Consider the following 26,402-nt stretch of genomic DNA (forward strand, 5'->3'; position numbering starts at 1 on the left):
AACCACTGAAAAAAACCATGTCAATCCTCAATATAGTTCCATTTTCTCTATGAGAAAAGTCAAAAACCTTTTTAGCTCCCCAACCATCGGCTTAAGATGAAGATAAACCCTGTTAGTCGAGGGAACCAACGCTAAATGCTTTATTATCTTGATATTTCCCTTATATCTCTTAAACAACTTTAGGATATCCTCCACTGCCTTCTCGTCCTCATATAGTATTCTAAAGTTAACTCCGCAAATTGATGCCCTTTTCTCAAAAAGTTCCTTTTTCCTTCTAATCTTGGGCTTAAAGAGAAAAGCTTCATCTCTTATGAGATGAAGCTCTCTTGAAATTCTCTTGCCTCTTGGCGTTAGAAGAAAGAATGCCCTATCACCACGAAACAAAAGCAAAGATAGCGGCAAATAAATTAAGCTCTGGCGAGGAGCAAGAATAAGGGAGACCTCAAAAAAAGAAAAAAGCGGGTTTTGAATCTTATAACCCGCTTTAAAACCAACATATCCTCCTATCCACGTGTACTCCTTATCTCTGATCTTGAGAGGAGCCTCTATCTCGCCAAGATAGTTTTTCATCAAAAGAAGATTTATCTTTCTCCCCTTAAAAAACTGCAAAGTCATTATAGCGGAGAGGATAAAGATTAAAAAGACTATCTTAGACAAGAAGCGTATACCTCCCTAAGAGCATTTATTCCTCTCGGGCTCCGATCCATATAAGGTATGACCTTAATCTCATGATCAGCAAATCTTTCTTTAATAAACTCCATAACTTCAGACTGCTTGGGCAACCTTTCCGGCATATATTTATTAACTACTATTCTTTCCACCTTCATATTAAAGTTTCTCAAAAACGCTATTAATCTTTCAGTTTCAAGCAAAGGAACTTCCTCTGCATTCAACACCGTTATATATCCCGTTTCCTCACCTTTTAATTTATTCCTTAGAGCCTCGTACTCCTCCTTCATCTTCCCAAGCTCCTTCATCACGTCATCTTCTTCCGCTGATGCAGGAAGACCTTTATCAATTTCTCCTCTTACCCTTCTTATCATCCCCCTCCTATCAAGTATCGCGCTTCTTAGCTTCATAAGCTCATCTATCCAGAGTAGCGAGACAGAGGGTAAGCTCAAAACCCTTAGCGTATGGCCTGTAGGAGCGGTATCAAAGAGAACGAAATCATAATCATGGGAAAATATATGCCTTTTTATGGCCTCAAGCGTTGCCTGCTCTTCCATACCAGGAGAATATCTAAGAACCTTGAAATATCCTTCCATGTTCAAGACGGAGAGGTATTTATACGTCATCCGCAGGCTTTGGGCTATTCTATCCAAATAGCGAGAGATTTCTCTCTCTATATCAACCTCTCTTGCATAAAGATTCTCGCTTACACGGACAACTTTATCTGAAAGTTTTATGTTTAGTATGTCTCCAAGATTATGAGCAGGATCAAGAGAAACGATAAGAGTTCTATACCCTTGAGAGGATAAAAAGGCACCGTATGAAGCTGCAACGCTTGTTTTTCCCACTCCTCCCTTTCCAACGAAAAACTTAATTCTCATACCTCAAAATACCCTGCTATTCTGCCAAATGCATCATCAAGTTTTAATGTACCAGATGTCATCATCTCTATCTCTCTATCAAGAAGCGGTAGAAGTCTTAAAGTCAAGCTTGTGGGGGGACTTGGAATACCCACAAGTCCCCCCACTATTAAGAGAGCAAAGACATTCTCATATTCTGCACACTCAAGCTCTATAAGCCCTATTGCATTTTCCTTAAACCCCTCAGAGAATCCCTTGAATATACCCCTTAGCTTCGATAGAATGTTCATGCAGTTGGCTCCATAAGCTCAGGCCCTTTCTTCAAAGCCTTGAAGAAATCGTAGATCAGGATGAAATTAAGTATAAGCATCACAACTGTCATTCCGCCAATAGAGTATTTAAGTACACCAGCTTTCGAAGGCACTACCACAAATAGGAACCAGAATAAGCCTGAAGTTACGGTAATCCAGAGAAAGATAGCGGGAATCAAAACCGCCATCTTATAGCCAGAACTTACTCTCTGAACGTTAACCGCCCAAACACCAGCAGTCATCAAAGCTATAGATGCAAGGAGCTGGTTGGCTCCCGAAAAAGCGGGCCACAAAAGGGTAAGGGCTCCACCCCAAGCAAGCCACATTCCCAAACTAGCTGCTATAAGCGAGCCAACCCATCTATTGGCTATAACGCTGTAAAAGCCAGGTGATTTTTCACGCAGAGGCTCAAATATCTCAGTCCATGCAAAACGCGCCAGACGGTTTGATGTATCAAGAGTAGTCAAAATAAACGCAGAAACCCAGAGCCCCGCAAACGTTTTTCCAACGGAGAATGGTATGCCAAAAGCATCTTGCAGCCCTTTTGCATACCCGCCAACGAAAGGCCCTAACTTTCCACCTATGGCGTTAGTAGCCTTCAAATAGTTTTGAGCAAAGTAAGTTCCGCCTGCTTTCAGCATATCGAGATTTACTCCCATCTTAGCAAGCTTCTGAGAAGCTCCATCGAGAAGAGAAAACGCATAAACCGCTATCGCAGTAACAACTATGGTTGAGAGGAACCCCTCGGTAAACATGGAACCATATCCAACCATGAGACCACTAAGCTCATTATCAAGTTGTTTAGATGTGGTCCCCGAACCAACTATGGAGTGAAAACCAGATAAAGCACCACATGCTATAACCAGAGGAACCACTGGCCAGAAGGGAGATGGCTTTCCGCCAACTATGTTAGCCGTAAAGGCTGAAAATGCAGGCAAAGTAAATCCCTTAGCAACTATTATAAACGCCAATCCTCCTAAAGCCAACCCCGCCCAAAGTATATAGGCATTTAAATAATCACGGGGTTGAAGAAGAATCCAAACTGGAAGCGAAGCTGCGATCACTATATAGAGAAATTCAAGAATATACCAAGTATGGGGAGATAACTTTATAGGAAGCTTAAATCCAATCCAGAGTGAAATTAAAACGAGAAGTAGCCCGACTATAGTTCCAACTTTCATCCCGAGATTAGTCCTATAAATTATAAACCCGGTAATCAGGGCTGCTACTATAAAGCCTATGGAAGCAGTTGCAACCGAAGGAGTACTCACAAAAATTCCCGTTAAAACAGCCATGAAAGCAGCTATAACAAGGAGAAGGGCAAAGTAAATGAATAGCTCAAACGAATAAGAGGTTCTCTTACTCATAACCTTACCTGACACATATTGTATCGATTTTCCTTCATATCTTACAGACGCCATTAAAGCTAAGTAGTCGTGAACACTTGCAATAAAGATGTTTCCAAACCAAATCCATAAGAGAGATGGAAGCCATCCCCATGCCATGGCAAGCGCAGGACCCACTATAGGACCAGCACCGGCTATTGATGCAAAGTGATGGCCGTAGAGCACAAATGGATGAGCGGGAAAGTAATCAACGCCATCTTGCATCGCCAAAGCGGGCGTTTTCCTATTAGGATCAGCCTTAACAACGTTCCTCTCAAGTCCTTTACCATAAGTGAAGAACGCCACAATGTATATGGCAGCTGCAGTAAGAATCATGAGAGTTGACACCTTACTTCACCTCCTAAAACAGAAAAATTTCCCTCTTATTAGAGATATTATAGCACAAACTTCTATAATCAAACACTGTGAGGAAAAATCTTATTCCAAAGCAAAGCTTTCTTTACATAGAATGCGGAATTGAAGCATAATATAACTATATGACTCATGCTGTTGACCCACTCTACCAAAAGGGGTAAAATCCTTATAAAAATAGGGCAAGAGGAGGGAATCTCAAATGAAGGTACTCGTTATCAACTCTGGTAGCTCCTCCATTAAATACCAGCTCTTTGACATGACAACGGAGGAGGTTATAGCAAAGGGGCTCGTCGAAAGAATAGGCATAGCGAACTCTCGTCTTAATCATTATCCACAAAATAGGGAAAAGGTGGTGATAGAGCAAGATATACCAGATCATGAAGTCGGCTTAAAGCTAGTTCTGGATGCGCTGGTTCATCCCACACATGGCGTGATAAAGGACCTCAAGGAAATTAGCGCGGTTGGCCACAGAATAGTTCATGGAGGGGAGAAGTTCGCATCATCTGTATTAATAACCGATGAGGTTATAAAAGCGGTAGAAGAGTGCATCCCTTTGGCTCCATTACACAATCCTCCAAATCTTTTGGGAATAAAAGCCATGCAAAAGCTTTTACCTAGTGTCCCACAAGTGGGCGTTTTTGACACCGCTTTTCACCAGACAATGCCTCCTCACGCCTATATTTATGGAATTCCTTATGAATATTATGAGAGATATCGAGTCAGAAGATACGGTTTTCACGGAACCTCTCATTATTATGTTGCCAATAGAGCAGCAGAGATACTCAGCAAGAGCATAGAAGAACTTAGGATAGTAACCTGCCATCTCGGCAATGGCTCAAGCATAGCCGCGGTAGACAAAGGTAGATCCATAGACACCTCCTTGGGCTTTGGAACGGTTGCCGGTGTGATAATGGGAACGAGATGTGGGGACTTAGATCCCGCTATAGTGCTTTTTCTCATGGAGAAAGACGACCTCTCAACGGCTAAAATGCAGGAAATACTTTACAAGAAGAGTGGCTTTCTCGGAGTATCGGGAATCAGCAATGATTTAAGAGACGTTGAAGAGGCAGCTAAGAGAGGAAATCGCCGAGCGGATTTAGCGTTAGATATATTTGCCTATGGAATTAAAAAATATATTGGAGCATATGCTGCAGCCATGGGGGGATTAGATGTCGTAGTATTCACAGCTGGAATTGGAGAAAACAGCAATGTAGTGAGAGAGAGAGTATGCAGAGGATTAGAGTTTCTTGGAATAAAGTTAGATCTTGAAAAGAACAAGGTCAGGGGCAAGGAAGCCATAATATCAGCTGATGATTCCAAGGTAAAGGTGATGGTTATACCAACCAATGAGGAGCTTGTCATAGCGAGAGATACAAAGAGAATAGTTGAAAGGGAAGGGCAATAAAAGGGTTAAGGCGGGGGGTTAAATATCCCTCCGCCTTAATGGCAAGGTCATACATCTGGGACCCCCTCTTCCCCTAACGAGCTCCGCACCTTCTATCTCAAGCACTCTGATTCCTGCTTTGCGAAGCTCCTCATTTGTCTTCTCATTCCTGGCATAGGTTATAACCACACCGGGAGCTAATGCAAAGGTGTTAGTCCCATCGTTCCACTGTTCTCTACCAGCTATCACCGTGTCTCCCCCACCGGTATATATAATCTCCGATTCACCTAAGCCAAGAGCCTCCTCAATTGAAGAAATAAGATCCTCTTTCATGGTTATCGTTATATCTCCATCCTTATTCAGGGTTAGCTCGAAAACTCTCATCCTATCAAGCGTAAACGGGTAAACTACAAATACACCCCAATCTACCATAGTGAATACGGTATCCAAGTGCATAAAAGCTCTCCTCTTAGGAATCTCTATCGCTAAAACCTTTTTAAACCCTCCATACTTAAACAGCCTTCTTGAGACCCTCTCAACTGTTGCAGGAAGTGTCCTTTCGCTACAACCTATAGCGACCGTATCGCTCGAAAGAACGAGAATATCTCCTCCTTCCACGGTATAAGGAAACACATCATCTTTATCTTTCCCGAACCAAAAGTTAATCGGATCTCTCCTAAAAAGAGGATGATTCTCAAAAACATACTTAAGATAAAGAGGCTCTCTGCTCCTGGCAGGATGCTTCATCGAGCTTATGATAACGCCATTGCCAACAATAGCAGCAGGATCCCTCATAAAATAAAGATTTGGGAGAGGCCTTATATAAAAGTCGTTGTCAGATCTCATAAGTGCCGATAATCCAAGCTCTGAAAGCTGTACCTCTCTCTTGTAAATACCGCCGATCAGGACGTCCACAAGTCTCTCCGAAGGAAGCTCCATTAAATAGGATGCAAGATAATTAGACGTTCTTGGATTAAAGAGCTCTAATCTTACAACATCCGTTATAAGTGATCTCCTTGTCTCTTCATCATGCAATATATCCTTAAGCAGATCCTCTATATAGTAAACCTCTACTCCTTCCTTTCTCAAAAGCTCCGCAAAACGATCATGCTCCTGTTGGGCTCTCTTAAGCCAAGGAATATCATCGAATAGAAGAATATCCATATTCTCAACTGTGAGTCTCTCAAGCTCCTTACCAGGCCTGTGAAGCATAACCGCTTCTAAGGTTCCTATCTCGGAAAAAACCCTCAGCATTCTTTATCACCATCCAGTAAATCTTCCAATCCCATGGTCTTTAAAACTCTTTTAACCTCGTCCTGCCACCTCACAAATGATATTTCGATTCTCCTCCTCTCAGCTTCTCTCTTGAGCTCCATCAGTGCTTGAATTCCCTTAACATCTATAAAGTTTATTCCAGACATATCTATACGCAACCGCTTAGGTCTATACCTGTGGAGAATTTCCTCAACCTTGCATTTTATTAGAACTGCTTTTGCGTGATTTAGCTTTCCGCGTGGATGATATTCAACGAGATCTTTCTCTATGCTCACCTCCTCTTTTCGAAATTTCTTAACGAGAACCACTTCATTACCCGGAGGAATGAAGTAAAGATCATCCATGACCGCCCTCATTATAGAGATCCCTCTGCCTCCCTCACGCAGAGAAGTTTCATCCCTTGCAATTTCCTGAAAATTGAATCCTTCGCCTTCATCCCTAACGCTAATCTCAAGCATTCCCTTATCGTAATCCCAAAGAGCTTTTATAAAAACCTTTTTATCAATCCTTCCTGAATTACCATGAAATATAGCATTTAATATAGCCTCATTAAGAGCGAGTTTTAAATCATAAATATCCTCTGCGGAAAAACCAAGTTCATCAGCCTTAGTGAGTATCGGTGCTATAGACGTCCTTATATTCTCTATACTGCTTGGAATAACAGTCTCGTAAACGTCAATATTTCTCCTTGTATCAAGCTTGCTTAAACCGACTATAAATAGCGTTATATCGTCCCGAGGAGCTTTTCCTTCCATAAATTTCTTAACCCTTTCCTTAATGATTTCAGATATAAAGGTAATATCGAGCTTTCCTTCCACAGAAATCAGCTCTTTAAGCAGGTTTTTTAAACGCTCCTCTCCAAAGAATTCCCCCTCGGGAGATAATGCTTCGATAAGCCCATCTGTGTAAAGGAGAACACACTCTCCATCTTCTAAAAAGACTTCTTCTTCAGGATACTCAAGTAGACTTGACAAAACTCCAAGAGGAGGTCCACCCGTCTTTACCTCGACTATTCCAGTCTTTTTCAAAAGTATGGGAGGCAAATGCCCTCCAACCGCTATCTTACCCCTGCCATCCGGAAGAAGGGCAAAGATTGCCATCGTTACGAATCTGCCAAGCTCCTCAAATAAGCACATCATCTCATTCAGCTTAGCAAGTAGCTGTCCAGGGGAAGAAACAACCCTAACGAGAGCCGATATAGCCCCTTTAAGCATCGCAGTCAGGAAAGCTGCAGGAACTCCCTTACCGGAAACATCAGCTATAACACCTATGATAGAACCATCACTCATAGGAAAAATATCATAATAATCTCCTCCAACAATCCTCGCAGGTTCAAACCACGCACTTAACCGAAAGCGTCCCTCCTTGGGAAGCGAGGAAGGTAATATCGCTCGTTGAATATCTGAAGCAACTCTTATTTCAAGTTCCAGCTTTTCCCTCTCTCTGCGCTCCTTAAGAAGATCCTGTCCTTTTAAAACAGCACCTGTCATGAGAGCGAGAGCATTTAGGATCCTCGCATCGTGCGCCATAAAGGGTTTGTTCTCTTTTCTTCCGAGGATTATGACACCATAGACTTTGTCCACATGATAAACAGGTATAACTATGAAATGCTTCCAAGGAACTCTCTCTTCATTACAGTCGTTGAATATAACCACATCTCTAACCTCAAGAGCCTCCTTAAGATACTCTTTAACGCTGTCCGTGAGAGTAAACTCGATATCACCTATTGTATCTCTTAACACTATATCCCCGTTTTCAGAACAACAGGAGAAAACGTAATCCACATCAGGGTAGAGAGAAAAAAAGAGATTTCTAAGCTCATAACAAGCTTCCTCCCTTGAGGAAGTAAAGAGGTGAGGAAGCTTTTGAGCGAAGTCGTAAAAGAGATTAACCTCCTCATAAAGATTTGCCAGTTCATCAAGCGCAAGGTAAAGCTCTTCCTCACTCTCCCCCCGCATCTTTCAACCCCTTAAGAAGCCTTTTAACAATTGTTTCAAGCTTTACAGGACTAAATGGTTTGAATAGAAAATCCACGACACCCAAGCTCTTCATCTCATCGATCATTGACCTCTCCCCTACCGCTGTTAAAACAAGAACAGGTATATTCTTATACTCATCATATCTCCTAAACTCTCTCATAAATGAGGGACCATCCATTTCAGGCATCATTATATCCAACAATATAAGATCGGGTTTCTCCTTCTTTAATAGATAGAAAGCCTCTTTTCCATTAGAAGCCTCCAGGACCCTATATCCCCTTTTCGATAGAATATGATTTACTAATCTCCTTAAAAGCGGGGAATCGTCAACGACGAGAATCGTAGCCATGGCTATAAACTAAAACGAACTAAGTGCCTCTTGCTCATCATCAAAGAATTCAAATACTCTGTTTAGCCTCGTCAGTTCGAAAATCCTCTTAACCTGCGGCGAAAGAGGACCCAAGATCTTAAGATCTCCCCCCTCCTTTCCAACCTTCCTTAACCCAGATATAAGGATTCCCAAGCCCGTTGAATCTATGTAGGTGGTCCCGCTTAGATCAACGATAATTTTCACTCTTCCTTCATTTATCTCCCTCAGCATAATATCGCGAAGGTCGCCCGCCGTTTCCACGGAAACCTCCCCATCAACCCTTATTACAGATATCACGCCTTTTCTCTCAAGGCTCACTCCCATCATTTCTCACCTCACTTTAAAAAGGGAAAGATGTACCAACTTGTCTTCAAGCAATAAGACTTTTCCCAAAAGTTTAACCCCATCGCCAAACCTCAGTTCCACCCCACACCCTATCGAGGGATAGCTCCTCACCCTCGAAAAAGTAAGCGAGGAAATAAACCTCCTTACCCTCTTGAGCGAAACGGAGGAACTCCCCCGTGTAAGGAGCCCCTCCATGAGATAACTCTTTATTAACTTCCTTAGCATTCTCGAAAGGATCTTACTACTCCCGAAAAGATCGATAGCTATGAGAGCTGGCGTTTCTATTATAAAGCCAGAAAATTTCTCCTTCAAGCCCTCCGCCTCGCTTGCATAACGCTCTATCTCATCCTTAAGGTTATCGTACGCATCATGAAAAGAAGAAGTTCTCGATGAAATCCGAAGGCTTGATAGGGCATCCCTTATCGAATTCCAGAGCGAGCGCTGATCAGACCTATATCCCTTGTTTTCCTGAAGCGATCTATTAACCCCACTACATAGTAAACTACGCAATGAGGGATTGAGCATAGTTCCTCCCGGGATAAAGGAATTTCCTCCCCGCCATCTTCCTTCCTCAACGCAGGAAACCGGTAATCTATAAGATCTGCCGGGTTCAAGCCAAACCGAGGTATTAGATACTCTATTCTGATATGCGCCTAATAGCTCCTCTCCGTCCAAGAGAAAGATAGGGGTATTAGAAAAATTCTCAAAGATAACAGTATCAACGCGAGGAGGATCAAGCTCTTTAATAGAGAATCTCCCTTCCTCAAGCGCGATAGGTAAATTTTCCTCAAGACTATCCGGTACCTTTATGGGATAAACAACAAGGTTTCTCAGGAAGAAAGGCTCTTCAAAATCGATATCTTTCTTAAGACTCTCCAAGATACGCTTTCCGTACTCTATCATCATTCAGCAAATCTATACCAAGTCCCTCCATAACTATTCTTCCCGTTTCGAGAACGTATCCATAATGAGCTATCTTCAGGGCAGCACGGGCGTTTTGCTCTATAAGAAGTATGGTTCTACCTTCATCATTTATCTGTTTTATAACCTCGAAGACTTCCTTTACAAGTAGAGGAGCCAAGCCAAGCGAAGGTTCATCCATCATAAGAAGACGTGGTTTACCCATGAGAGCTCTTCCAAGAGCGAGCATTTGTTGTTCTCCCCCCGAGAGAGTTCCCGCTTTCTGCCATATCCTCTCTCTGAGTCTCGGAAAGAGCTCAAAAACCCACTGAAGGTCCCTTTCTATTCCCTCTTCATCGGTTCTGGCATACGCTCCCATTTTCAGGTTCTCCATAACCGTAAGATTAGGAAAGACTCTTCTTCCTTCGGGAACCATTGCCACACCCATTTGGACTATCTCATGAGTAGACTTGCCAAGAATCTCTTTTCCATCAAACTGTATAGAACCCTCAGCATCTACAAGCCCACAGATAGCCCTTAAAGTCGTCGTCTTGCCAGCACCATTTGCACCTATAAGCGTAACTATCTTCCCATGAGGAACCTCAAAGCTTATTCCTTTAAGAGCATGAATTCCCCCATAATAAACGTGCAGATTTTCAACCTTAAGCATTACTCCTCAGCCTCCCCTAAGTAAGCCTCTATTACTTTTGGGTTCTTTTGTATGGCCTCCGGGGGACCTTCCGCAATACTTATTCCATGATCTAAAACCCTGATCCTCTCACATATTCCCATGACAACCTTCATATCGTGCTCTATGAGGAAAACGGTTAAGCCAAAATCATCACGTATCATCCTTATAAAATCCATAAGGTCCTGCGTTTCCTGAGGATTCATTCCCGCAGCGGGCTCATCCAGCAGAAGCAGCTTGGGATGAGTTGCAAGCGCTCTTGCTATCTCAAGTCTTCTCTGCTGACCGTAGGGAAGCCCACCAGCTATAAAGTCCTCGTACTCTAAAAGTCCGAGCTTCGAGAGAAGTTCCCTTGCCTCTTCAACCATCTTTTTTTCCTCTTTCTTATAGTTGGGGCTTCTAAAAACCGCTTTAAAAATGTTAGATTTGAGCTGATAGTGAAACGACGCCATAACGTTATCCAAAACGGTTAGCTCTTTAAAAAGCCTTATATTCTGAAAAGTTCTCGCTATGCCTCTTGTTATTATGTAATTGGTCGATTTACCAGTTATATCTTCCCCGTCAAAATATATTTTACCAACTGTGGGAACATACACTCCGGTTATCATGTTGAAAACCGTAGTCTTACCTGCTCCATTGGGACCTATAAGACCAACAAGCTCCCCTTTTCTAATTTCTATGTTAAAATCATTTACGGCTCTTAATCCTCCAAAGTCCATCGTTACGCCCTCAAGCTTCAGTAGCGCTTCCAACGTCTTTCACCCCCTTAAGAGGGTATATCTTATTGATTATAAAGTCCCATGAAAGCTCTTTCCTTCCCATTAGCCCCCTTTGCCAGTAAAGCATTATGAATATGAGCAACAGAGAAAAAACGACCATTCTCATACCCGGTATTCCAGGAATATGGACGGGTCCTATATCCATCGGGCTTTCCACCGAGCGTAGCATCTCTGAGAGAAGAACGAAGATAAAAGCTGCAATTGCAGATCCCGTAAAGCTTCCCAATCCTCCGAGAACTATTATTATAAGAAGGTTAAATGTAAAGAAGAAAGAAAACAGCTTGGGATCTATGGTTCCGAGAAGCGAGGCAAGAAGACCCCCACCTACTCCCAGGAAGAAACCCGCCAGGGTTAGAGCAAGAAGCTTGTGCTTCTTTATGTCTATTCCCACAGCTTCAGCTGCTATCTCATCCTCTCTTATAGCTTCAAAAGCCCTTCCATAGCTTGATGTCCTAAGCCACCTCATGAAAAAGTATGTAAAGAAAGCCCACCCCCACGTCCAATAGAGATTAACATAGCCTGGTATATCCTTCAGCCCCAGAGCCCCATTCGTTACAGATATTAGATTGCTCGCAAGAACCACCATTATCTCTCCAAAACCTAAGGTAACTATGGCAAGATAATCTCCTCTTAGCTTAAATGAAGGAATCCCAAGAAGATAAGCAGCTACCGCTCCTATTATACCAGCCAGAATAAGCGAAGGCAAAAATGGCAGACAGATGGAATTAAGAGGCCATATCAGCGGCTGAATTATGAAAGCAAGTGCCTTTTTCTGAACCGGCATGGTAAGCAGGGCAACTGTATATGCCCCCAAAGCTATAAAAGCATTAGGACCTAACATAAACTGCCCTAAGGTACCGTTTACAAGGTTATAAGCCATCGCCATCGTCATATAGACAGCAGAAACATTTAGAATCCTTATAAAATATGGATCCAGAAAATCATCCGCCTTTGAGAGAAATATAAAGAAAAGGGTTAAAAAAGCAACGTTTAATATTATCCTCAACCGCTTTCTCTTTTGAAGTATGAGCTCTCTCTCCATCGCAGTCATCCCCCATCACACCTTTTCCTTCATGGATTCTCCAAGAAGCCCGGTTGGCTTAAAAAGAAGTATGATTATTAAAAGAGAAAAGGCAATCGCGTCTCTATATCCAGCTATCTGAGGCATGAAAGCAACTATAAGAATCTCCGCCATTCCAAGTATAAAGCCTCCCAACATAGCACCGAAGACGTTTCCTATTCCCCCGAAAACCGCAGCTATAAAGGCCTTTAAACCCGGCATTATTCCCATATAAGGGTTGATTTGGGGGAATTTTACAGCCCACATTATTCCTCCTGCAGCAGCCAGAGCAGATCCAACGGCAAAGGTAATTGATATCACTTTATCAACGTTTACGCCCATTAGGCTCGTCGTCTCGAGGTCCGTTGCGACGGCTCTCATAGCCATTCCTACCTTAGTTTTATAAATTAGATATATTAAGCCAACGAGAAGTATGCCTGCTATTATCGGAATCCATATGGTAAAGGAAACCAGATAAATGCCCCTTATGTTCATCCCTATATCAAATATGTGAGGACGTGGAAACGCCTTAGGGCGGCCTCCATATACCACAAGAGCTATACTCTCCAGGAAGAAAGAAACACCTATGGCAGTTATTAGAGCAGAAATTCTTGGAGCTCTTCTCAAGGGTCTGTACGCTCCAACGTAAGTTAGAACTCCGAGGAGAGCCGTTAGCGCAACGGCTATTATCCATGAAATCTCCCAAGGAAGATGAAACATGAGTATACCGAAGTAAGCAAAGTAGCACCCCATCATCATAATATCGCCATGGGCAAAGTTTATTAGCCTTATAATTCCATAAACCATCGTATAACCTATTGCAACCAACGCATATAAACTACCTAAGGATATTCCATTAGCTAACTGTTGAAGAAAATCAGTTAGATCCAACTTTAATCCGCCTCCTTCGGCAGAAAGTCAATAATTTTCCGGTGGCTTCTCCTGCAAGAGAAGCCACCGGAAGAAGATTAACAATAGCCAATTCTATGCAACCATCCCACCTCTAAGTCTCCCTCTTCTCCTTAAGGATTAACAGTAGTCACATATACAAACTTACCATTCTTCACAGTCTGAATAACCGCTGCCTTAATGGCATTGTGATTCTTATCGAACTTAAACACGCCGGTAACTCCCGCAAAGCTCTTTATACTTTCAAGAGCATCCCTTATCTTCTCAGGATCCGTGCTCTTAGCCTTCTTAATAGCGTGAATTACAACGAAATAGGCATCTGCTGCGAGAGCTCCAAGAGAGTCAGTATTCTTATTGAACTTCTTATGATAAGCCTTAACGAATTCCTTACCGAGCTTGGTGGAAACACCGCCCTCATCGTAATGATTCGTGAAGTAGATGCCTTCCACAGCCTTACCACCTATCTTAATAAGCTCCGGAGCATAAGCACCGTCTCCTGAGAGGATATAAGATTTAACGCCAAGCTCACGAGCCTGCTTAGAGAAGAGGGCAATTTCAGGATAATACCCAGGAATGTAAATGACATCTGGTTTTTTAGCCTTAACAGCGGTAACCTGTGCGGTAAAGTCCTGATCACCGGTCCTGTACATAACCTTAGCAACTATCTTCCCACCAAGCTTCTTAAACGACTCTTCGAAGAACTTGGCCAAACCAACGCAGTAGTCCTGCTGAACATCCATGACTATTGCAGCCTTACGCGCCTTAAGATTGTTGTAAGCGAACTTAGCCGCTATCTTACCCTGGAATGGATCGATAAAGCAAACACGGAAGACATACTTCTTACCCTGTGTCACAAGCGGATTCGTCGAAGCAGGAGACACCATGGGAACGCGATACTTCTCAGCAACAGGTCCTCCTGCTAATGAAACGGAGCTACAAACGGCACCTATAATAGCACAGACCTTATTATACTTAATAAGCCTCTCAACAGCGTTCGCTCCCTCTACCTTATCTCCCTTATTATCAACGAGGAAGAGCTTGACCTGCTTGCCCAAGACGGTGGGATACATTTCATGAGCTACCTGGAGACCATTCCAGCTCATCTGACCAAAGGCAGCTACCGGACCGGTCATCGGAAGATATACACCAATTCTGACCTCATCAGCTGCCCACGCTGCAGAAAAAAGACCGAGGATTAAGGCAACCCCCGTTAAAACTACCAGCAGACGCTTCATAAACATCCCTCCTTTAATTGAAGAATTTTAAAGGTTCTACAAGCCGTATTTTATATTTAAATCTAATTCAAGTCAAGCTAAACACCAAAAATGGAAGAAAAATAAAAGCTCTCCCCTCCCTTAAGGGGGGAGAGCCATACTCGCCAGCCCAAGCACTTAGAAGAGTTAAAAAGGAGGATACTTAACCGTATCAGACTTATCAAAGGTTGAAAGGAAGAAGCTTTTGGTCAGTTTTAGAGCACCGGTTGGACATATATCCTGACAAAGAGCACAAAAACAACACTTTCCTACATCAATCTTCACGTATTTCTTGGGATACCATTCCTTCTCATCTTCCGGTGCTTCAACCATTTCTATAGCCCTGTTAGGACATACCTTGGCGCAGAGCCCACATGATGTACATTTCTCTATATTGTAAATATGCTCTCCTCTGTATCCATCAGGTATAGGAATGGACTCGGTGGGGAACCTCACGGTCATGGGCTTTGAAAACAGGTTAGTAATAAGCTTATATATGACCCCAAGTCCCAACCCCAAACTCTTTTGCTCGCGCATAAGAGTTCACCTACCTATCCATATCCGCTGGACATATATTTAGGCTCCAATATATGGCGGGAACGTCAGCTATCTGAGCTCCTTTAAGAAGGTATTCCAGAACCGGTATCATGTGTAGAAAGCTTGGCCCTCTCACTTTAACCCTATAGGGGTAAAGTTTACCATCTCCTACCATATAAATTGCTGCCTCGCCTCTTGCTATCTCATTGCGAACATAAACCTCACCCTCTGGTACCCTAAGGTTAAGCTTCGGCCTTTTAAACTGCAGCGCTATATATTCACCTGAGGGCATCTTCTCAAGAGCCTGCCTTACGATCTTCAAAGACTCCTTTATCTCATCTATTCCGATCATAATTCTCGCGTAAGCATCTCCCTCCGTACGGACTGGGATATCGAACTCAAGCTCGCTATAAACCTCGTATGGATCATCCTTTCTGACATCCGTTTTTATGCCTGAAGCTCTTAATATGGGACCCGTTGCCCCAAGTCTTAGGGCATCATCAAGCCTTAAAATCCCCACTTCCTTTGACCTACTTAAGAGGGTTGGATTTTCAGCTTCCTCAAAATCAACCATCTCACATGCTATTTCCTCGATGACCTTCCATATCTTATCCTGAGATTCACTCGACAGATCTCTCCTTACTCCTCCTGGACATATATAACCTGCTGGATAAACCCTCCCTCCTGTAACCATCTCGAAAATATCGAGGATATAGTCTCTATAAGCCATAGCTATCTTAAAACCGGTATCAAAACCAGTGGCTAATGAAAAAGCACCAAACCAAATGAAATGTGATTGTATTCTGGAAAGCTCGGCCATTATAACTCTGATATACCGGGCTCGCTTAGGAACCTCGATTCCCATCAGCTCTTCAACTGCCTCCGCATGAACCAAGTTCCAGGCCAATGGCTCAAATACACATATCCTATCGCTCAGCACAGCGTTTTGTAATGGCAATCTATACTCCATCAGCTTTTCAAAACCTCTGTGTAGATATCCAGGATCAGATCGAGCTTTAAGGACCTGCTCTCCCTCGACCCTAAGCTTTACACCGAAGTTCCCCGAGCCTGAATGTGCCGGCCCGAAGTAAAGATCATACTCGCTTTCGTAAACGTTCTCAAACTGATCAATCATAGTAAACCACTTCCCTCTCGTTCTCCCTACTGTAGAATCTCTCCCTTACATAGTCTCTCCAGTCGAAGTCCTTCCTGAACGGAGGAGGGCCACTCCACCCCTCAAGAAAAAGCGGAGAAAGATCTGGGTTGCCCACAAACTTAACTCCAAAAAGTTCAGCACTCTCTCTTTCATGGATCTGAGCACTCTCACCCCATATAGAGCACACTGAGTCAATCTCAGGGAAATCCCTATCTATTCTGACTTTAATGGTTAAAAGAAGTTTTATTTTGTAAGACCAAAGATGATAGGCCACTTCATAGGTGCCTTCTTTAACCCAATCGGTTGTGGAAATAGCCGAGAGATGAAAGAAGCTTATTTCTCGCAGAAACTTACACAGGTTCAATAAGTTCCTTTTCTCCTTTAAGAAGATCCATACTCTCCTTTTCCTCTGGATATACCCCTCAACGCTAAACTTAGCTTTAAGCCTTTCGATTACTTCTTCCTCCGTCATTTTAATCCCTCCACATGCTTAAAAATTTTTCCTATAGCCTCAAAAATAGCCTCAGGTCTTGGAGGACATCCAGGAACATACATCATCACGGGAAGATAGTCATCCAATCTCTTTATCGTGTTATATGAATCCCAATACATGCCACCTGTCATAGTGCATGAACCAAGAGCAAGAACTACCTTGGGATCGGGCATTTGCCTATAGATCATTTGAGCTCGTCTTATCGATTTGAAGGTTTGATACCCCGCAATAATAAGAACATCCGCATGTCTTGGCGTACTGACCGCTATTAATCCAAATCTCTCCATATCCCATCTCGAACCAACCACGGGAAGAAGCTCAGTAAAGCCACAAGAATTAAACCAATTAAATACCCATATAGCCTTTATAATCCGCTTCATTACCTTTTTATCCTCACTTTCCTCCATTACCTTGGCCTCCTTTCCCAAGCCTGAGTTCTTAACATCTACTAATTGAGTATAACTCTCAATAAGAGGATAGGTCAAGCGAGTTCTATTGATACTGTGATATAATATATAAAGCTTTGTATAAGGAGGGATGAACATGAAAAGATGGGTAGCAGTTTTTCTCTCACTTGCAATAATCGCATCCTTACCCCTTGTTCCTCTCGCCAAGGAAAAAAGTCCGGCTGAAAAGGCATATAAGAGGGCGCTGGCCAGATGGCAGAAAACCATTATAGATCCTACCAAGAAGGTTAAAATAACCGTTACATACTACTCCATAGAATTAGTGAGAGCTATCGTTAACTATGAAGCAGAAAAGAACTTGTGGACGAGGGATGAGATAGAGAACTTTAAATATAGATTTCTTAAAAATCTTAGGTTCGCAGACTGTTTACCATTCAAAATAAAGATTGTAAATTATGGACCCGCAATGCACATGGGCCCGTTTGGCAAGAAATTAAAGCTTATAGTAGGAGGTAAAGAATATAGTCCAGTAGATTACGATAAGATATTCAATTTTAAGCTCCTTGGAGAAAGGGACGGAATGGTATTTTTCCCAAGAAGAGATAAAAAAACGGGGAGAGAGATTATAACCCCGGGAGCCAAGATGCTAACGCTTATAATATCGCGCGATATAAGCCCAGTAACAGCTGAGAAAGCTTTCGATTTCTGCTTCAGGTGGAGTAACCCATATGAAAAGATATCCATAGAAGAATATACGGCAGGCGAAGCTCGCGTAGAACTTGAAAGGCTTAATAGAAGGATTGAATTATTGCTTGAGAAGAAAAAGGATCTATTGGAGAAAATAAAGAAAATAGAGGAAGAACTAAGAAGAATTAGAGCGAGAATAGCGGAGCTTGAGAAGATAATCTATGGAAAGCAGTAACAACATTAAAAATATCCAGTAAGGACCTATAAGTAAAAATAGTGTTCCTTTAGATGAGGAAGAGATCCCACCGAATAGCATAGAAGACACGCCCGGTGGGATCTCCCTTTTTCCTCCATTTGGAGAAATCAGAGATGAAGGCCCAAAATTATCCGAAAAGACAAAATAAGAACCAGTTTCAATAGCTCTTAAAGTAGCATTTGCCAGAAGAATTTCAACAGAGGGATCATCGGATATAACGAGTATAAAGCCAGCTCCATCTTTAAGAAGGTTCCTTGAGAGATTTGCATGCCCCACCTCGGTTCCCAGCAAAGCTCCAAAGCTAAACCTTTCCGCTTTCATTATCCTTGATCTCTCCCCAAAAGTATGAGACATTCCCCTCTTGTGAGGAAACCACTCCATAAATGGTAGAAGGTATTCCTTATGGAACTCCCCCAAGATATCTCCATTTAGAGAATAAAACACCATCTTCCTGTTAATGGTATTAACTCCTACTGCAAGATAACAGTGATATTCTCTCGCAAAGGTAGACATGTACCTGGCTATCGAATCTGGTGGAAAGGTTTCTCCCTCGGTATACGAAACGGGCCATACTATTAGATCAAGATTTTTCTGAAAAAATAGCAAGGCAGATAGCCTTATGTTGCGTGATACACCCGCAGTGGGTAATTTTCTTGATTCACCGCTCACGCATGGTTGAATGAGACCAACCTTGATATCCGAAGCTTTTTGATAGACAGCCTTAGGAAAAAAACTCGAAGAAAGGAGCAGAGAAAGAAGAAGAGAAAAAAGAACTATCTTTTTCAAGCGAAAGAAACGATAAAGCAGACCGCCTGTAAATAAGATTAAAAAGGATAAACCCCAGACGCCTAAAAGAGAAGCAATAAAGGATACAGGATGGTAACTAAGGGCAATACCAAGAGAAAGCCATGGAGCAGAAAAAAACTTAAAGCCATGAAATGATATTCCCATAAAGCCATTGTCCTCTGCAAGCTCCAAGGCGGTCCAGAGCGTAGGAAGCAGGAGAATAAAGGGGGGAGATATTCCACCTTTAGAAAGCTTATCCAACAGTAGACCGAGAAGCAAAAACTGAATGATAGAAGCTACTAAAAGGGATATAAAGGTATTCTTTGGGAAAAAGTGAAGTTCATAGCCAAAAAAGATACACCCCCATCCTAAGAGGGCTAAAGTTATAGATCTACCTTTGTCCCAAAGATAATAAAAGGGGATCGGGAAAAACCATATTAGATAATTGTAATTGAAGGGAGGGAAGGATAAAACCGTTAATATCCCTCCCCCTGCTCCAAGAAGGAAACTAAGCATTTAACGCTACTTCCTTAGCCTTGCTCAATAGGCTTTCTAACCTATCCTGCGAAGGTGCCTGTGAATAAAGTCTTAGCAAAGGCTCAGTACCAGAAGGCCTAACAAGAAGCCAACTTTCATCGAAAAAGTGAAGCTTAACGCCATCTATTCTATCAATTTTCATCGGCTTTTCTCCTAAAGCAGAGGTTATCCTCTCAACGAGCTTTTCGAGTTCCTCTGGAGAAAGCTTTTTCTCAAGTTTTAAGTCAATCCTTCTATAATAATAGGGTCCAAAATCCTCGTAAAGCTCATTTAATAACTCCCTAACTCCCTTTTGTCTTTTCGCCATCATCTCAAGTAGTAGAAGAGCGGACATAGAGCCGTCTCTCTCTGGAAGGTGCTCTACAAAACCGAATCCCCCACTTTCCTCGCCTCCTAAGAGGACACCATCTTGAAGTATATATTCACATATATGTTTGAATCCAACGGGCGTTATATGATGCTCTATCTTATACTTTTGCGCCAGCTTTTCCGGTTCCCTTCCCAAAGAGCAAGTCCAGACCACTGAACCTCGCTTACCTCTATCCTCTATCAAATGTTTCATCAGAAGGGCAAAAACCTGATGAGGATTCACGAAATTTCCTTCCTCATCAACGATGCCTATCCTATCCGCATCTCCATCGAGGACTATCCCGATATTTTCCCCTGCCTCCCTTACCCTCTGAGAGAGCTCATTCGTATATGGAGGAATGGGCTCAGGATGTATACCGCCAAAATAGGGATTCAGCTCTGTATGAATCTCCTCCACATCCAATCCCAACGATTTTAAAATCCCGGATAACACGCCTGTCCCCGAACCATACATGGGATCAATCATAACCTTAATATGAAGCCTTTTTAGCAACTCGAGGGAAACGCCTCTTTTGAGAGATTCAACATAGTCCCCTTTCATGTCAATAATTTCAACGGAAGCAGGAAAGGAAATCTTTACATCGGTATCAAGTAAGCTCTCGACGAGCGAGGTAACTTCAGGCAAAGCTGGTCCTCCATACTCTGGCTTGAGCTTTATACCATTATATTCCGGAGGATTGTGGCTTGCAGTTATCATAATTCCAAGAGCGGCTTCCCTTCTTAGGACTCCATAAGAAACGGCGGGCGTGGGAACCGGCTCCTTAGAGAGAAAAACCGGAACACCGCATTTTGAAACCTCATCGGCAAACGCTTTCGCAAACTTGTCGGACATAAATCTTCTATCATATCCCACAACTACACCCTTTTCTGGGCCTCGAAGAGGAGCCTTCCACTCACTATACATTTTAAGCCTTTCCCTTTTATCCGACTTAAGATAGGCAACCACAGCCTTGGCAACTTTACGAACGTTCTCAAAAGTAAAATCTAATGCTATAACCCCCCTCCATCCGTCCGTTCCAAACTTTATATCACCGCTCATAGCGCATCACCCCTCGTCTTTATCTCTTTTGGAGAACGATGATCCTTTCCCTACCAGAATAATCCTTTCTCACTGAAAGGAGCTTAAAATCAGAAGCTCCTAAGAAAAAGTCCACCATCATCTTCCCATCTATTTCAAGAATCATTTTGCCTCCCTCTTTGAGAAGATCTCTTGCAACCTCGAGCGTCTTTCGATAGAAAAGCAACCCATCTTCTCCCCCGAGTAAAGCTTCTAATGGCTCATAGAGAATTACCTCTGGATCAAGGGCTCCAAGATCCACTTGAGGAATATAGGGGGGGTTGGAAACGATAACATCAAAGGTAAACCACTCTCTAAGACCTTTACCCCAGTCGCTTTCAATAAAGAGAACTCGTTCTTTTAAATTGAGTAGCTCAGCATTCACGGAAGCAATTCGAAGGGCTTTTTTAGAGAGATCAACTCCTATTCCCCGCGTTTCCCTAAAAGGGGTGGTTGCAAGCAAGGATAATATAATGTTTCCGCAACCAGTTCCTAAATCAAGAACCATTCCTCCCTTTACAAATCTCAGTGCTTCTTCAACCAAAAGTTCCGTTTCAGGACGGGGAATAAAAATCCCTTTCTCTATTTTAAACGAGAAACCATAAAACTCCGCACGCTCGACTATATACTGTAGAGGTTCTCTACATGAGCGCCGTGCAACCCACTTTTTAAAACCACGCTCATCAGGCACTTCCTTGTCCAGTTTTAGCAGTATTTCCGATAAATCGCTTCCTAAGAAGGAAGCGATTAAAAGCTCACTTTCCCTCTTAAAGTTTGGAACGCCCGCCCTTTCAAGTCTTTCACACGCCCACCTTAGGGCTTCTGAAACCGTCATGCTACTGCAAGCTTCGAGAGCTTCTCGGATCTATCAGCAACGATAAGCGCATCTATAATTTCATCAAGATCACCATCGAGTATCTCCTCAAGCTTATAAAGCGTCAAGCCTATCCTATGATCCGTCACCCTATTCTGTGGGAAATTATACGTTCTTATCTTCTCGCTTCTTTCGCCAGTTCCAACTTGACTCTTACGCATGGAGGCTATTTCGCTTTCCTTTTTTCGTCTTTCCATCTCATAGAGCTTGGCTCTAAGGACACTTAAAGCCCTCTGCTTATTTTTGTATTGTGAGCGCTCGTCCTGGCAAGAAACAACTATACCCGTGGGGATATGAGTTATTCTGACAGCGGAATCAGTTTTGTTAACATACTGTCCACCCCGGCCACTGGCTCTGAAGGTCTCTATCTTCAGATCCTCCTCTTTTACTTCTACCTCAACATCTTCAACCTCTGGAAGCACCGCTACTGTAGCTGTAGATGTGTGAATTCTTCCTCCCGATTCGGTCACCGGAATTCTTTGAACCCTATGTACTCCACTCTCAAACTTCAATCTACTATAGGCTCCAGAACCTACTATTCTAAAGATAATCTCCTTATATCCCCCTATGCCAGTTTCATTCCTGTCAAGAACCTCTACCTTCCATCCTCTCCGCTCAGCATATCGTGCATACATTCTAAATAAATCAGCAGCAAAAAGAGCAGCTTCCTCTCCTCCAGCCCCCGCTCTTATCTCCATAATGATATTCCTCTCATCCATGGGATCCTTAGGAATAAGAGCAAGTTTCAGGTCTTCCTCAAGAGCTTCAAGCTTCTCCTCAAGAATTTTGATTTCCTCCTTCGCAAGCTCCCGAAGCTCAGAATCCTCCTCCGCCAGGATTTTATTCTCCTCAAGCTCACTCTGAAGCCTCTTATACTCTCTGTACCTCAAAACTATCCCCTCAAGCTCAGAGTGAGCCTTAGCAACCTTTTGAAGCTCCTTAGGATCAGAAGCTAATGCAGGATCGGTGAGTTTTCTCGATAGAATCTCATACTCTTCCTCGATTTTCTTCAGTCTCTCCCACATCTCCCAAAGCCTCCTTTAAAGCAGCTATGCCTACCTCAATCTGATCCAAGGTAGGCTCCCTTGTCGTCAGATATTGAAGCCATATTCCAGGTTTAGCTAAAAGACGTCCTATTGCTGAGGAAGAGGTCATTTTCAAAATCTCATAAGAAATGCCCGCTATAAGAGGTATCAAGCTAACTCTAACGAGAAATCTTCTAATAAGAGTTTCCTGCTCAAACATTGCAAAGCAAACTATACTTATAACCAGAACGAAAAGTATAAATGAGGTGCCGCACCTATAGTGGAAACGGCTATAAGAACGCACATTTTCTGGATTAACGGTTGAGCGAAGGCTCTCATAAGCGTTAATGACCTTGTGTTCCGCTCCGTGATATGAGAATATTCTTCTTATCTCCTTAAACAGACCAATAAACAAAAGATAAAGAAGAAAAGTTAAAACTCTGAAAATTCCCTCTACTATATTTAAAGAGATTCTTCCCAGACCTTCTTTCACCTCAACGATATGCGCTATAGAAGCCGGTAATATAACGAAAAGCCCTATCGCCAGTCCAAGAGCCAGTGCTACGCTTCCCACAACCTCAAGCAAGGAGAGCTTTTCTTTCCCCCCAAGCGCCTCATCCGCAGAATAACACAACGTCTTTATACCCCAGACAAGCGCATCGTACAAAGCCATAACGCCCCGTATAATCGGAAACCCCAAAATAGGATTAATCTCACGATAAGGCTTAACGCTCCAGCTTTTCACCCCTATCGAGCCGTCTGCTCTTCTAACGGCGAGTGCTACCTTACTTCTACTTCTTATGACAACACCTTCTATTACAGCCTGTCCTCCGAGAAAAAATTCCTCAGATGCTCGGAGGAGTATCGCAAGGCTCTTCCTCAAAACACCTACCCTCCGTGATGCAAGGAGGCCCTGCTTTTTCAAATATAATCGGTGCCACTTTTCTAACCTCCAAAAGAGCCATCCTCGCAAGCTCTCTTATTTCCCATTGGGCTCTCGAGCAAAGTCTTAATCTAAAAAAGTGATGTAGCTCTCTCGCATTCATAGTAAATACCATCCTCGTTGAAACACCATGAGGCATTATAAACCGAGCATCTTCCTTGGGTATCCCAAGAGCAAGAAGCTTTTTATAAGCCTCCCTGCTTTTTAAAACTATATCATTGAAAATCCTTACCGCCTCGGGAAGAGCTTTAACGCTCGGAGGAACTATAACATCTATTTTCTCAGCGCTAACCCAACGAAGACTCTGCTGAGAATAGCTCGCTATCCTATGCCTAACAAGCTGATGAGATGTAACTCTCGATATTCCCTCAACAGCAAACGTAAAAGAAGCATGCTCTAACACAGAATGATGACCTGATGCTATGACCCTTCGAATAAGAGCCCTTACTTTCTCAGGAGAAGCTTCTTCCTCAAGTTCATCAATGCCAACCTTAGCGTAGCAAACTCTCGCTGCTAAGTAAACAACCAGATCCGGATTGGGAGTAAAGCTAAGAAGCTTTACTTTCATCCTTGAGTTTTCCATACTTCTTAAGGAACTTCTCAACCTTACCAGTAGCAGCTACTACTCTCTGTTTACCAGTATAAAAGGGATGACATTGAGAACAAACTTCCACCCTTATAAGCTTTTTTGTGGAACGCGTCTTCCAAGTATTACCGCAAGCGCAAATCACCGTACACTCACCATATGGTGGATGTATTCCCTTTTTCATACTATTGAGCACCTCCCATGTACTCGAATTAATGGCTTAAGGGACAAAATCTATCTAATCCCAAAATAAGGGATGGAGCAGCTATCGTAACCCCGTAAAACAAAACAGGTTTAGAGCACTCGAGAAACCTCGATATGGTCCCATTAACTATGGTACTGCCCGTTACAAGAAGGACATCAGCCCATTCCACTACTTCCTTACAACATTCATCCCCGTCCTCAACCTCTACGCCATATCTCTCCTTTCTTACAAGATTAGGGTTAAGATCCAAAACCCTAACCCTGAAATTACGAGCACAAGCTTCAAGAAAAGCAGGTTGATAGCCAATAAGCCCCACCTTCGGATTACCCCATCTATCTCTCACAAAGGAAACGAGCCTTTCAGCGCATATTTCCGGTTCCTCATTTTTACAATGTACCGTACCCTCAACTTCACCAACATATCTATAAAAAGCGTTTATAGAAGCTATAAAAAGCGCTCTTTCTCTATTTGACTCTAATCTTAGGTTAATTATATCTCCTATCTTACCTCTGAAATTGGAAGGTTCATCCGTAAAGGCCTGTCCCTTAACTCCCATGAAATTAGCCTCTATCAAATGTTCCTTCCCCCTAACAAGCGGAAAATCCTTCCGCTCTGGAGTACCTATCGCCTCTTTTGAAGAAAGCACCCTTGCCTCTATGGAAATTTCCTCTTCTGAGAGACCAAGCTCCTTAATCTTTTTCCTCATCTGATCTTTTAAGGTTCTGTATACTCCATCCATGCTATTTAGAAACCTCCTTCCTATAACCACAGCTGCGAAATCGTCTATAGGCCTTTCAGGTACTCTCAGACCCCTGGGGAGAAGCCTCTTTAACCCTCGCGGTGGAAACTCAGAAAAGTAAAGCTCCCTTGCCTTAAGTGTCGTTTCGGTCTCGCTGATCGTTAAGATATCAATGTCCTTAAGAAAGCTCAGCGACCTTAAAGCGCCCTTTCTGCTACCGATAACAATAAAATCAGGCTTTACAAGAAGCTTAAGGCTAAGAATCGCCTTCTCAAGCTCCTCAGCCCTGATTATTCCCTTATCCATGACTTTATTCCCATCAAATACGGCATAACCCCACTTCCGGCTCCCCGAATCAAGAGCCAGAAACTTCAATTTATTATATCCCCCTCTTAACGAGGAATCAAGCTATCTTTTTGGGGAAAAGCGCCAGATCTGAATGAAAACGAAGCCGATGAAACGTATAGCCTGATCCAAAGGGTATCATCGTTCTCCTCGCGAAGATCATCATGGAACTCAACCTTAAGGCTCATACACCCACAGGGGCATAAATAATAAGTAATATCATAATTTATTTCCCTCCACCTATCCTCATCAAGATAATACCAAGGTTCTACGCTCATATAAAATCGGGGTCCCAAGCTAAAAGAAATTTTTCCCCTCAAATCTCTCCAAGAATCCCTAAGATCATCGTATGAGAAAATCATCTCTATATTCGTCTCTCCCAATCTTTTCTTAAAGCCAATCAAATATCTTCTCAGTGGTTCATACTCATCGAAATAAAAGGGAGTACTTCCATATACCTTCCTTTCATGATATCCCCCCATGAGTGTAAATTTATTTCCCAACTTCCAGCTAAGCATGGCTTTATCATAGAGTATCTCTCTTTCCCAATCGCTTTCATAATAATCCTTTAGATACACAGATTCGAGTGAGAAAGAAAGTGTTTTAGATAACCCCCTTTCCCAGCTTAGGTAAGCTCCAAGCGTGAGCTTTCCCTCTCTTACATCGTCCTCTCTGTAATCTCCCCACCTCATAAAAAGAAGCAAAGGACTAACTTCATACTTGAGACTGACCTCCGGAAAAGCAGAATAAACGGTTTTTATATCCTCATCGTCCCTCAAGACCCATAGTTTTTTATCCATAAGATAAGACACCCTAAGATTAAAATTACCGTACATCGAAAGAAGAGAAATGTCAGTC

Annotated in this window: 29 protein-coding genes; 2 read left to right on the forward strand and 27 right to left on the reverse strand. The window is 42.6% G+C overall.

Annotation, left to right across the window (positions count from 1 at the left end; genetic code table 11):
• Positions 1 to 27 precede the first annotated feature (27 nt).
• Genes J7M13_07140 through J7M13_07155 form a run of 4 tightly spaced genes read right to left on the reverse strand, consistent with a single transcriptional unit; the run spans position 28 to position 3,561 of the window.
• A complete protein-coding gene (locus J7M13_07140) occupies positions 28 to 657 on the reverse strand; it encodes a hypothetical protein (protein MCD6363750.1) in 630 nt (209 codons plus the stop codon).
• On the reverse strand, positions 645 to 1,550 hold the full coding sequence (locus J7M13_07145; protein MCD6363751.1) for an ArsA family ATPase: 906 nt from the start codon (positions 1,548 to 1,550) through the stop codon (positions 645 to 647). The genes J7M13_07140 and J7M13_07145 overlap by 13 nt, the downstream gene beginning before the upstream one ends.
• Positions 1,547 to 1,819 carry a hypothetical protein gene (locus tag J7M13_07150; protein MCD6363752.1) on the reverse strand — a complete coding sequence of 91 codons (273 nt, stop codon included), beginning with the start codon at positions 1,817 to 1,819 and terminating at the stop codon, positions 1,547 to 1,549. Before J7M13_07150 ends, J7M13_07145 begins: the two co-directional genes overlap by 4 nt.
• Complete coding sequence (locus J7M13_07155; GenBank protein ID MCD6363753.1) at positions 1,816 to 3,561, reverse strand: carbon starvation protein A; 1,746 nt, start codon at positions 3,559 to 3,561, stop codon at positions 1,816 to 1,818. Before J7M13_07155 ends, J7M13_07150 begins: the two co-directional genes overlap by 4 nt.
• A 238-nt stretch (positions 3,562 to 3,799) precedes the next feature.
• On the opposite strand from J7M13_07155, the gene J7M13_07160 reads away from it, so the two are divergent.
• The gene (locus tag J7M13_07160; protein MCD6363754.1) at positions 3,800 to 5,005 is read left to right on the forward strand and encodes an acetate kinase; all 1,206 of its coding nucleotides are present in this window, start codon (positions 3,800 to 3,802) and stop codon (positions 5,003 to 5,005) included.
• 18 nt (positions 5,006 to 5,023) lie between these two features.
• Here J7M13_07160 and J7M13_07165 read toward each other — a convergent pair whose 3' ends face one another.
• The 14 genes from J7M13_07165 to nuoB all read right to left on the reverse strand — a co-directional run bounded on the left by J7M13_07165 (position 5,024) and on the right by nuoB (position 17,135).
• Positions 5,024 to 6,238 (reverse strand): arginine deiminase, encoded by a 1,215-nt coding sequence (locus J7M13_07165; protein MCD6363755.1) that lies wholly within the window; start codon positions 6,236 to 6,238, stop codon positions 5,024 to 5,026.
• Positions 6,232 to 8,217, reverse strand: a complete 1,986-nt coding sequence (locus J7M13_07170; protein MCD6363756.1) for a SpoIIE family protein phosphatase — start codon at positions 8,215 to 8,217, stop codon at positions 6,232 to 6,234. Before J7M13_07170 ends, J7M13_07165 begins: the two co-directional genes overlap by 7 nt.
• Positions 8,201 to 8,587, reverse strand: a complete 387-nt coding sequence (locus tag J7M13_07175; protein MCD6363757.1) for a response regulator — start codon at positions 8,585 to 8,587, stop codon at positions 8,201 to 8,203. Before J7M13_07175 ends, J7M13_07170 begins: the two co-directional genes overlap by 17 nt.
• 9 nt (positions 8,588 to 8,596) lie before the next feature.
• A complete protein-coding gene (locus J7M13_07180) occupies positions 8,597 to 8,932 on the reverse strand; it encodes an STAS domain-containing protein (GenBank protein ID MCD6363758.1) in 336 nt (111 codons plus the stop codon).
• A 6-nt stretch (positions 8,933 to 8,938) separates the two neighbouring features.
• A complete protein-coding gene (locus J7M13_07185) occupies positions 8,939 to 9,856 on the reverse strand; it encodes a hypothetical protein (GenBank protein ID MCD6363759.1) in 918 nt (305 codons plus the stop codon).
• On the reverse strand, positions 9,819 to 10,523 hold the full coding sequence (locus tag J7M13_07190) for an ABC transporter ATP-binding protein (protein ID MCD6363760.1): 705 nt from the start codon (positions 10,521 to 10,523) through the stop codon (positions 9,819 to 9,821). The genes J7M13_07185 and J7M13_07190 overlap by 38 nt, the downstream gene beginning before the upstream one ends.
• Positions 10,523 to 11,260, reverse strand: a complete 738-nt coding sequence (locus J7M13_07195; protein ID MCD6363761.1) for an ABC transporter ATP-binding protein — start codon at positions 11,258 to 11,260, stop codon at positions 10,523 to 10,525. The genes J7M13_07190 and J7M13_07195 overlap by 1 nt, the downstream gene beginning before the upstream one ends.
• Positions 11,261 to 11,270: 10 nt before the next feature.
• Positions 11,271 to 12,362, reverse strand: coding sequence for a branched-chain amino acid ABC transporter permease (locus J7M13_07200; protein MCD6363762.1), 1,092 nt, complete (start codon positions 12,360 to 12,362; stop codon positions 11,271 to 11,273).
• Positions 12,363 to 12,377: 15 nt separating this feature from the next.
• Positions 12,378 to 13,271, reverse strand: a complete 894-nt coding sequence (locus J7M13_07205) for a branched-chain amino acid ABC transporter permease (GenBank protein ID MCD6363763.1) — start codon at positions 13,269 to 13,271, stop codon at positions 12,378 to 12,380.
• Between the two features lie 131 nt (positions 13,272 to 13,402).
• A complete protein-coding gene (locus J7M13_07210; GenBank protein ID MCD6363764.1) occupies positions 13,403 to 14,524 on the reverse strand; it encodes an ABC transporter substrate-binding protein in 1,122 nt (373 codons plus the stop codon).
• Between the two features lie 165 nt (positions 14,525 to 14,689).
• Complete coding sequence (locus J7M13_07215; GenBank protein MCD6363765.1) at positions 14,690 to 15,055, reverse strand: NADH-quinone oxidoreductase subunit I; 366 nt, start codon at positions 15,053 to 15,055, stop codon at positions 14,690 to 14,692.
• A 34-nt stretch (positions 15,056 to 15,089) separates the two neighbouring features.
• Entirely contained in the window at positions 15,090 to 16,214 is a 1,125-nt protein-coding gene (locus J7M13_07220; protein MCD6363766.1) for a nickel-dependent hydrogenase large subunit, read from the reverse strand.
• Positions 16,207 to 16,713 carry an NADH-quinone oxidoreductase subunit C gene (locus tag J7M13_07225; protein ID MCD6363767.1) on the reverse strand — a complete coding sequence of 169 codons (507 nt, stop codon included), beginning with the start codon at positions 16,711 to 16,713 and terminating at the stop codon, positions 16,207 to 16,209. The genes J7M13_07220 and J7M13_07225 overlap by 8 nt, the downstream gene beginning before the upstream one ends.
• Positions 16,704 to 17,135, reverse strand: a complete 432-nt coding sequence (nuoB, locus tag J7M13_07230; GenBank protein ID MCD6363768.1) for an NADH-quinone oxidoreductase subunit NuoB — start codon at positions 17,133 to 17,135, stop codon at positions 16,704 to 16,706. The genes J7M13_07225 and nuoB overlap by 10 nt, the downstream gene beginning before the upstream one ends.
• A gap of 136 nt (positions 17,136 to 17,271) precedes the next feature.
• On the opposite strand from nuoB, the gene J7M13_07235 reads away from it, so the two are divergent.
• Entirely contained in the window at positions 17,272 to 18,057 is a 786-nt protein-coding gene (locus tag J7M13_07235) for a hypothetical protein (protein MCD6363769.1), read from the forward strand.
• On the opposite strand, the gene J7M13_07240 is transcribed toward J7M13_07235, so the two are convergent.
• The 9 genes from J7M13_07240 to J7M13_07280 all read right to left on the reverse strand — a co-directional run.
• Positions 17,998 to 19,380, reverse strand: coding sequence for a hypothetical protein (locus J7M13_07240; GenBank protein MCD6363770.1), 1,383 nt, complete (start codon positions 19,378 to 19,380; stop codon positions 17,998 to 18,000). The two genes, J7M13_07235 and J7M13_07240, sit on opposite strands and share 60 nt — an antisense overlap.
• The gene (locus J7M13_07245; protein MCD6363771.1) at positions 19,373 to 20,809 is read right to left on the reverse strand and encodes a phosphoglucomutase/phosphomannomutase family protein; all 1,437 of its coding nucleotides are present in this window, start codon (positions 20,807 to 20,809) and stop codon (positions 19,373 to 19,375) included. Before J7M13_07245 ends, J7M13_07240 begins: the two co-directional genes overlap by 8 nt.
• A 19-nt stretch (positions 20,810 to 20,828) precedes the next feature.
• Positions 20,829 to 21,662, reverse strand: coding sequence for a peptide chain release factor N(5)-glutamine methyltransferase (gene prmC, locus J7M13_07250; GenBank protein MCD6363772.1), 834 nt, complete (start codon positions 21,660 to 21,662; stop codon positions 20,829 to 20,831).
• Positions 21,659 to 22,726, reverse strand: a complete 1,068-nt coding sequence (gene prfA / locus J7M13_07255) for a peptide chain release factor 1 (GenBank protein ID MCD6363773.1) — start codon at positions 22,724 to 22,726, stop codon at positions 21,659 to 21,661. Before prfA ends, prmC begins: the two co-directional genes overlap by 4 nt.
• Positions 22,689 to 23,609: a DUF1385 domain-containing protein gene (locus J7M13_07260; protein MCD6363774.1), complete on the reverse strand. Its 921-nt coding sequence runs from the start codon at positions 23,607 to 23,609 to the stop codon at positions 22,689 to 22,691. The genes prfA and J7M13_07260 overlap by 38 nt, the downstream gene beginning before the upstream one ends.
• On the reverse strand, positions 23,572 to 24,237 hold the full coding sequence (locus tag J7M13_07265) for an FAD-dependent thymidylate synthase (protein MCD6363775.1): 666 nt from the start codon (positions 24,235 to 24,237) through the stop codon (positions 23,572 to 23,574). Before J7M13_07265 ends, J7M13_07260 begins: the two co-directional genes overlap by 38 nt.
• Positions 24,218 to 24,439 carry a 50S ribosomal protein L31 gene (rpmE, locus tag J7M13_07270; GenBank protein ID MCD6363776.1) on the reverse strand — a complete coding sequence of 74 codons (222 nt, stop codon included), beginning with the start codon at positions 24,437 to 24,439 and terminating at the stop codon, positions 24,218 to 24,220. The genes J7M13_07265 and rpmE overlap by 20 nt, the downstream gene beginning before the upstream one ends.
• A 28-nt stretch (positions 24,440 to 24,467) precedes the next feature.
• Positions 24,468 to 25,574, reverse strand: coding sequence for a hypothetical protein (locus J7M13_07275; GenBank protein MCD6363777.1), 1,107 nt, complete (start codon positions 25,572 to 25,574; stop codon positions 24,468 to 24,470).
• A 17-nt stretch (positions 25,575 to 25,591) separates the two neighbouring features.
• The coding region (locus J7M13_07280) for a hypothetical protein (protein ID MCD6363778.1) at positions 25,592 to 26,402 on the reverse strand (811 nt) is incomplete at its 5' end.

It is taken from the genome of Synergistota bacterium (genome assembly GCA_021159885.1).
In the GTDB taxonomy this organism is placed as follows: domain Bacteria; phylum Synergistota; class GBS-1; order GBS-1; family GBS-1; genus AUK310.